The 7,916-nt window shown below is 73.2% G+C and carries 6 protein-coding genes; 2 read left to right on the top strand and 4 right to left on the bottom strand.

The window, feature by feature from the left end; all coding sequences use genetic code 11:
- Positions 1 to 64 precede the first annotated feature (64 nt).
- From ACFTZL_RS36840 to ACFTZL_RS36855, 4 genes are all read right to left on the bottom strand, one after another.
- Complete coding sequence (locus ACFTZL_RS36840; protein ID WP_382592331.1) at positions 65 to 2,458, bottom strand: DUF3488 and DUF4129 domain-containing transglutaminase family protein; 2,394 nt, start codon at positions 2,456 to 2,458, stop codon at positions 65 to 67.
- On the bottom strand, positions 2,458 to 3,819 hold the full coding sequence (locus ACFTZL_RS36845) for a DUF58 domain-containing protein (protein ID WP_382592334.1): 1,362 nt from the start codon (positions 3,817 to 3,819) through the stop codon (positions 2,458 to 2,460). Before ACFTZL_RS36845 ends, ACFTZL_RS36840 begins: the two co-directional genes overlap by 1 nt.
- The gene (locus tag ACFTZL_RS36850) at positions 3,819 to 4,859 is read right to left on the bottom strand and encodes an AAA family ATPase (RefSeq protein WP_382592346.1); all 1,041 of its coding nucleotides are present in this window, start codon (positions 4,857 to 4,859) and stop codon (positions 3,819 to 3,821) included. The genes ACFTZL_RS36845 and ACFTZL_RS36850 overlap by 1 nt, the downstream gene beginning before the upstream one ends.
- A gap of 292 nt (positions 4,860 to 5,151) precedes the next feature.
- The gene (locus ACFTZL_RS36855; protein ID WP_382592337.1) at positions 5,152 to 5,703 is read right to left on the bottom strand and encodes a beta-class carbonic anhydrase; all 552 of its coding nucleotides are present in this window, start codon (positions 5,701 to 5,703) and stop codon (positions 5,152 to 5,154) included.
- 378 nt (positions 5,704 to 6,081) lie between these two features.
- Between ACFTZL_RS36855 and rsmH the strand changes: the two genes are divergently transcribed.
- Positions 6,082 to 7,083, top strand: a complete 1,002-nt coding sequence (gene rsmH / locus ACFTZL_RS36860) for a 16S rRNA (cytosine(1402)-N(4))-methyltransferase RsmH (protein WP_382592340.1) — start codon at positions 6,082 to 6,084, stop codon at positions 7,081 to 7,083.
- Between the two features lie 45 nt (positions 7,084 to 7,128).
- Positions 7,129 to 7,578 (top strand): septum formation initiator family protein, encoded by a 450-nt coding sequence (locus ACFTZL_RS36865; RefSeq protein ID WP_382592343.1) that lies wholly within the window; start codon positions 7,129 to 7,131, stop codon positions 7,576 to 7,578.
- The last annotated feature ends 338 nt before the right edge of the window (positions 7,579 to 7,916 follow it).

The raw sequence follows: 7,916 nt of genomic DNA on the forward strand, positions 1-7,916 counted from the left end.
GACCACCCACCGGGTGGTCACCCCCTGACGCATGCCGTTGACGCATGCCATGGGTTCAGCGGATTCAGCCCTGCTGCCCCGACGCCTTCCGCCACGTCGGCCGCATCGCCAGGACGCGTTCCCGCACCCCGGACCACCAGGCCGACGCCGTCCACACCACGCGCACCGTGGAGCGTGGCGCGAGGACCGCGCGGAGCCTGGCACCCCGGCTGACCGCGGCGCTCAGACCTGCTGTCGCACGGCGGACGTCGTCCGCGATGCCCGCCGTCGGGCGGGGCTGGGGCGCGTACAGGACCTGCTCCACCGCGTTCGCCACCCGGTGCACCGAGGCCGCGGCCGTCCCATCGAGCCCGCCGAGGGCGACGATGCGGGCGGCCGCCTTGCGCGGGGTCTGTGACTCGTCCGGCGTGATGCCGAAGTCCCACGCGGTGTCGGTCAGCTCCTGCCAGACGGCCAGGGTGTGCGGCGCCGCGTCCGCCTCGCCGCGGCCATGTGCCCCCAGCCGGACCGTGCGCGTCCGCAGGCGCCACAGCATCGGGGCCAGGGGGAGCGCCAGTGCGGCGAGGCCCGCCAGGGCCCAGGCCAGGATCGCGTACCACTTCGGGCCGTCGTCGTCCGTGGGCAGCGCCGCCTGCGGGGACTCGCTCGCGCACCCGCCGTCCAGCTTCTTCTGCTCCGGAGTGCAGCTCTCGCTCGCCGAGGGCGTCGCGGAGGGCGCGGCGGAGGACGTCTCGGTCGGGCGCGCGGCGTCCGGCACCGAGCTGCCCGGGTCGTCCGGCAGCGTGTACGACGGCATCGAGCCGCGGTTCGGAGTCGGCTCGAAGCGGGTCCAGCCCACGCCCTCGAAGTACAGCTCGGGCCAGGCGTGCGCGTCCCGCAGCCCCACCGACACCGAGCCGTCCGCCTGCGGGGAACCGGGCGCGAAGCCCACCGCGACCCGGGCCGGTATGCCCAAGGAGCGGGCCATGGCCGCCATCGCGAAGGAGAAGTGCACGCAGAAGCCCTGCTTGTCCTTCAGGAAGCGGGCGATCGCCTGCGAGCCGCTGCCGACCTGCACCTGGGTGTCGTACTCGAAGCCGCCGGTCACGGCGAACCAGTCCTGGAGCTTGACCGCCTGGTCGTACGGGTTGGCCGCGCCCTCGGTGACCTTGCGGGCCGTGCTCGCCACCACCGACGGCAGCGAGTCGGGCAGCTTGGTGAAATCGCGCTTGATGGACGCCGGCGGCCGCGGCGCCGAGGCCAGCTGCTCCGCCGTCGGCTGCACGTCCAGGCTCTTGACCTGGTACGTCAGGCCCCGGGTGTTCTGGCCGTGGTCGCCGACCAGCGTCATGCCCAGGGGCTCGTAACGCCAGTTGCCCCGGATGTTCACCCCGCTCGGCGGGTACGGCATGGGCAGCCAGTCCTGGGCGTACCAGTCGGCCGCGGAGATCGTGGTGTCGACCTCCGTGCGCTTCACGTCCGGGCCGAGGCCGACCGGGGTCGGGAACGTGCCGTCGGGGAGGGCGGTGATGGACCGCCGGGACGGCTTCCAGGTGGTGCCGTCGAAGTCGTCCAGGGACACGATCCGCAGATACAGGTCCGAGACGTCCGGCATCTTCGTCTTCACGGACAGGACCTGCTGGTCGTCGTCCGCGTTCAGGCTGTCCCGCAGCGACACCAGCGGGTTCACGGCGGAGATCGTGCCCCCGCCGCCCGTGCCGGAGCCCGCGCCGGCGCCCACCGAGTCCAGCAGGCCGCCGTTCATCGCGGGCAGGCCGAGCGGAACCACCAGGGCGATGCCCAGCGCGACCACGCCGATGCGCCGGCCGGTGCGGACCGGGGCGACCGCGCCGCTCTGCTCCCCTCCGGCCGTGTGCGAGGCCCCGCCGAAGACCCGGCCCCACTGGGAGAGTCGGTCCCGCCCCTCGGCCAGGAGCAGCATCAGATAGCCGGCCGCCGCCACCAGGAACCACAGCCAGTCCGTGCCCCCGTCGGACAGCCCCGCGGCCACGGAGTACAGCGCGAGCAGCGGCAGCCCGGCCGGGGCGGCGCTGCGGAAGGTCACCGCGAGGGTGTCCACCAGCAGCCCGATGATCAGAACCCCGCCGATGAGCATCAGCCGTATGCCGTCGGACTCCAGGGGGGCCGGGATCGCGTACCGCGCGATGTCGTCCCCGCCCTGCCGGAGCAGGATCGCGAAGCGGTCGAGGGCTTCCGGCCCCGGGACCAGCCCGGCGAGGGCCTGTTCACGGGCGAACACGAACGTCAGCACGAACACCGTGACCACGGCCTGTGCCGCGACCGTCAGCGGCCGGGCCAGCGGCACCCTGCGGGCCGCGGCACCCACGCCCGCCTGCACGCCCAGCAGGAAGGCCGCCTGCACGATCCACGTGGCCGGCTTGACGAGGGGCAGCAGGGCGCACGCGGCCATCAGCGTCGCCGCCCACGCGCCCAGCGTCAGTCGTATCCGCCCGCTCATCACGGTCCCTCCCCGCCGCCGGCCGCGGTCACGCCCCTGCGCTCCCGGTCCGCCTGTCGCCACAGCTCGTCCAGGGAGGCCCCCCGAGGCACGCCCAGAGTCGTCCAGCCCGCCTCGCGCAGCATGCGCAGCCGCTCCTCGCTCCCGTCCGACGGACCGGGCACGTCACTCGGTTCCCGCACCCAGGTCTCGCTGTCCAGCACGAAGGCGACCGCGCCTCCGCCGCGCTGCCGCATCCTGGCCACCACGGCCGCCTGCTCCTCGTCCAGATCGCCGAGGAAGGCCACCAGCAGCCCCTCGTTCCCGCCGCGCAGCACGTCGTAGGCCCGGGACAGGCCCGCGCCGTCGGAGTGGTCTATCACCGCGAGGGTGTCCATCATCAGCCCGGCCGCGTCCGCCGACCCCTGGCTCGCGCCCGCGAAGCCGTCGCCGCCCTCGCCGGGCACAGCGCTGCCGGTATCGGTCAACAGCCGTACCGAGAAGCCCCGTTCGAGCATGTGCACCAGCACGGACGCGGCGCCCGCCACGGCCCACTCGAAGGGCGAGTCCGGGCCCGCGCCCTGGAAGGCGATGCCCCGGGTGTCGAGCAGCACCGTGCAGCGGGCGCGCTGCGGCTGCTCCTCGCGGCGCACCATCAACTCGCCGTAGCGGGCCGTGGATCGCCAGTGCACGCGGCGCAGATCGTCGCCGTAGCGGTACCCGCGCGGGATCACGTCGTCCTCGCCGGCCAGCGCGAGCGAACGCTGCCGCCCGTCGCAGTACCCCTTCGCCTCACCGCTGAAGCGCACCGGCGCCAGCGGCTCCACGCGCGGGATCACCGTCAGGTTGTCGTACGTCGAGAAGGACCGGGTCAGCTCGCACATGCCGAACGGGTCGGTCAGGCGCAGTTGGAGCGGGCCCAGCGGGTAGCGGCCGCGCAGGTCGGAGCGCACCCGGTAGGACACCTCGCGCCGGCCGCCCGCCTCCACCCGGTCCAGCACGAAGCGCGGCCGGGGGCCGAGCACGTACGGCACCCGGTCCTGGAGCATCAGCAGGCCCGTGGGCAGCCGCGAGACGTTGTCCATCCGCAGGTGGACCCGGGCCTCGTTGCCGGCGGGCACGCGCGCGGGGGAGAGCCGGCGGCTGCCCGCGACCCGGTAGCGCGTGCGGTACAGGATCGTCGCGCACACCAGCGGCAGCACCGCCAGCAGCAGACCCACGCGCAGCAGGTCGCTCTGCCCGAGCACGTAGCTGCAGACGGCGGCCGCGACGCCGGCGGCCAGGAAGGAGCGTCCGCGGGTGGTCAGACCGGCCAGGGCGGTGCGGATGCCGCCTTTCTCGTCCCGGTCGGCCTCCGCGTGCCCCGTCCCCGCGGTGGTCATCACAGCCTCCGCGGCGGCTGCTGGGGATACGCCGGCACCCCGCGGCCCAGGCCGCCGAAGCCGCTCTGCTGCTGTGGCGCCGCCGGCACCGGCGTGCGCTGCAGGATCTCCTCGACGACCTGCTCGGAGGTGCGGCGGTTGAGCTGGGCCTGGGCGGTGGGCAGCAGGCGGTGGGCCAGGACGGCGACGGCCAGGGCCTGCACGTCGTCCGGCAGCGCGTACTCCCGGCCGCTGAGGGCCGCGGACGCCTTCGCCGCGCGCAGCAGGTGCAGCGTCGCGCGCGGGGAGGCGCCCAGTCTGAGGTCGGGGTGCGTGCGCGTGGCACCGACCAGCTCCACCACGTAGCGCCGGACCGGCTCGGCGACGTGCACGCCGCGTACCGCCTCGATCAGCTTGAGGATCTCGTGCGCGTGGGCCACGGGCTGGAGGTCCTCCAGCGGCGAGACGCCGCCGTGCACGTCCAGCATCTGCAACTCGGCCTCCGCGCTGGGGTAGCCGACCGAGACCCGGGCCATGAAACGGTCGCGCTGGGCCTCCGGCAGCGGGTAGGTGCCCTCCATCTCGACCGGGTTCTGCGTCGCCACCACCATGAAGGGGCTCGGCAGTTCGTAAGTGTCGCCGTCGATGGTGACCTGCCGCTCCTCCATCGACTCCAGGAGCGCGGACTGCGTCTTGGGCGAGGCGCGGTTGATCTCGTCGCCGATCACGACCTGCGCGAAGATCGCGCCCGGCTTGAACTCGAAGTCACGGCGCTGCTGGTCCCAGATGGACACACCGGTGATGTCCGACGGCAGCAGGTCGGGCGTGAACTGGATGCGCTGCACCGAGCAGTCGATGGACCGCGCCAGTGCCTTGGCGAGCATCGTCTTGCCGACTCCCGGGACGTCCTCGATCAGCAGATGTCCCTCGGCGAGCAGTACGGTCAGCGAGAGCCGTACGACCTCGGGCTTGCCCTCGATCACGCCTTCCACCGACTCCCGCACCCGCTCCACCACGGCGGTCAGATCAGTGAGGCTCGCTCGATCGTCATAGGTCGTCACCCGGCCCTCCTCGGCCTTTCCCATGCTCCCAGGGAGCACGGGATACCCCATTTTCCCGGACCGACGCCGCATGACGCGCGCCGGCCCACCCCGAACCACGGACACCACGCGTGAAACGCTCAGCGTGACGTCACTCCCGCATTCTTGCTGCCGTTACCGATTCGTGTCACTCGACTGTGGATAACTGGCCGCGATATGTCGGCCTTGCGACCCTTTCGAACGCGTGACTGACAGGTTTTCGACAGCTACGGCAGGCCGGCTCCGGGGTGGTGGCCAGGGGCGGGTGACCAGGTCAGGAGGCGGGGTCGATCTCCCGCAGCAGGCCGGTCCCGACGTCGTAGACGAATCCGCGGACGTCGTCGGTGTGCGGCAGGAACGGCGAGGTGCGCACGCGCCGCATCGACTGCCGTACGTCCTGGTCGGCGTCCTGGAAGGACTCCACAGCCCAGGCCGGGCGCTGGCCGACCTCGGCCTCCAGGTCGCCCCGGAAGTCCTCGGTGAGGGTCTCCATGCCGCAGCCGGTGTGGTGGACGAGGACGACGCTCCGCGTCCCCAGCTTGCGCTGGCTGATGGTGAGGGAGCGGATCACGTCGTCGGTGACGACGCCGCCGGCGTTGCGGATCGTGTGGCAGTCACCGAGCTCGAGGCCGAGCGTGGCGAGCGGGTCGAGGCGCGCGTCCATGCAGGCCACGACGGCCACGTGCAGGGCGGGCTTGGCGTCCATCCCGGCGTGGCCGAAGTCGGCGGCGTACCGGGTGTTGGCGTCGACGATACGGTCGGTGACCGTGCCGCTTCCGGCTATGGCGCTCTCCGAACCCGTGGGAACTGATGCAGAAGTCGTCATATCCATGACGGTACTGGTCACGACTGTTCCGGGCCCGCTGTGAGAGGGGACAAAGAACGCCATCGGGCTTTGGAGTGAGGTAACCCACAAGGGTGGCGTGCCTGCCGGTCGCGACGCGCAGGCCGGTTGATTGACCGGGAGACACGGTGGACTAAAGTGACGCGAAGCGGGAGGCGAGACTCTCCCTGCTGGACTGATTTCCCCGGAGACCCGGCGACGCCCGGCGATCTCCCCACGTGCGCGGTACGTACGTACGGCTCGGCCTCCTCCCGCTCCCGGTCGGCTGACGCTTCCGGCGCCGGCAGGCCTCCCCTTCAGCAGCGGGCGGGGACCCGGCGGTGCGTGGGCCCGCGCCGGATCTGAGAGGGCCCAGGATCAATGGGGCGCGAAGCGCATTCGAATGAGGGTGGCGGTGGGCGACGGGAGGGACAGAGTCGACACGTCCCGGTGATGCTCCAGCGGTGCCTGGACCTGCTGGCACCCGCCCTTAAGGGCCCGGACCCGGTGGTCGTCGACTGCACCCTCGGCCTCGGCGGCCACAGCGAGGCGCTGCTCGAGCGGTTCCCCGAGGCCCGGCTCGTCGCCCTCGACCGCGACACGGAGGCCCTGCGCCTGTCCGGCGAGCGTCTCGCGCCCTACGGGGAGCGCGCCACCCTCGTCCACGCGGTGTACGACGAACTGCCCGAGGTGCTGGACAAGCTCGGCATCGCGCGCGTGCAGGGTGTCCTGTTCGACCTCGGCGTCTCCTCCATGCAGCTCGACGAGGCCGACCGCGGCTTCGCCTACGCCCAGGACGCCCCGCTCGACATGCGGATGGACCAGACGACCGGCGCCAGCGCCGCCGAGGTCCTCAACACGTACCCGCCGGGCGAACTCGTGCGCATCCTCCGGGCGTACGGCGAGGAGAAGCAGGCCAAGCGGATCGTGTCCGCGGTCGTGCGCGAGCGGGAGAAGGAGCCGTTCAGCAACAGCGCGCGGCTGGTCGAGCTGATCCGGGACGCCCTGCCGCAGGCCGCCAAGCGCACCGGCGGCAACCCGGCCAAGCGCACCTTCCAGGCCCTGCGCATCGAGGTCAACGGCGAGCTCTCCGTCCTGGAGCGGGCGATCCCGGCCGCCGTGAAGGCGCTCGACGTGAGCGGGCGGATCGCGGTGCTGTCGTACCACTCGCTGGAGGACCGGCTGGTCAAGCAGGTGTTCGCGGCGGGCGCCGCCACCACCGCGCCGCCCGGACTGCCCGTCGTGCCCGAGCGTTACCAGCCGCGGCTCAAGCTGCTCACGCGCGGTGCCGAACTCCCCACGGAAGAGGAGATCGCCGAGAACCGGCGGGCGGCACCGGCGCGGTTGCGCGGGGCGCAGCGCATCAGAGAGGACGTCGAGTGAGCCACGTGCAGGGCGGCCGGGTGTTCCGGACCCGAGGGAGCGTGAGTGAGCAGTAAACCCGAACTGAAGGGGAGGGCGGCCCGTCTCGCGCGGCTCTTCCCGACCGGCACCGCGCGGGCGGCCCGCATGCCGTTCGTGCTCCTCGTGGTCCTTCTCCTCGGCGGCGGTCTCATCGGCCTCCTGGTGCTGAACTCGGCCCTCAGCGAAGGCGCGTTCAAGCTCGACGACCTCCAGCGCGAGACCAAGAGCCTCACCGACGAGGAACAGGCCCTCCAGCGGGACATCGACGCCTACTCCGCCCCCGAGGCCCTCCAGCGCCGCGCCCGCGAGCTCGGCATGGTGCCCGGCGGCGACCCCGCCTTCCTCGACCGCGACGGCACGGTCAAGGGCGTCCCCAGCGCCGCCCCCGGCGTCTGGCAGAGCGCCGCGCACCTCCCCCTCGTCCTCGCCCCCGAGGCCATGCCCAACGGCCCCGCCCCGACCCCCGGCAGGTGACGGAAGTGTCCGACAGGGAACCCCCGCGCCGCCGGGTACCGGGCCTCGCCGGGCCCGCCTGCCCCCGTGATCCCGGCGTTCGTCCGGCCCCCGGCGCGGTTTCCGCTCGCGGGCTCGTGGCGGCTCGGGTCTGCGGCCGGGTGGCTCGAGTGTCCGCCAGGCGGTCGCCGCTGTGCGCCGCCGGCCCCGAGGCCCGGTGCCGGCCCGGCCGCGCGCCCGCCGCCGTGTCCGTCAGCCCCCCGACCGCTCCGACCCCCGGCAGGTGACGGAAGTGTCCGACAGGGAACCCCCGCGCCGCCGGGTACCGGGCCACGCCGGGCCCGCCAGCCCCCGTGATC

Source organism: Streptomyces sp. NPDC056948 (assembly GCF_042674225.1).
Taxonomy (GTDB): domain Bacteria; phylum Actinomycetota; class Actinomycetes; order Streptomycetales; family Streptomycetaceae; genus Streptomyces; species Streptomyces purpurascens.

Excerpts from the sequence above, each read along its gene's own strand:
- ACFTZL_RS36840 (WP_382592331.1), bottom strand. The coding sequence starts at position 2,458 with ATGAGCGGGCGGATACGACTGACGCTGGGCGCGTGGGCGGCGACGCTG.
- ACFTZL_RS36845 (WP_382592334.1), bottom strand. The coding sequence starts at position 3,819 with ATGACCACCGCGGGGACGGGGCACGCGGAGGCCGACCGGGACGAGAAA.
- ACFTZL_RS36855 (WP_382592337.1), bottom strand. The coding sequence starts at position 5,703 with ATGACGACTTCTGCATCAGTTCCCACGGGTTCGGAGAGCGCCATAGCC.
- rsmH (WP_382592340.1), top strand. The coding sequence starts at position 6,082 with ATGGGGCGCGAAGCGCATTCGAATGAGGGTGGCGGTGGGCGACGGGAG.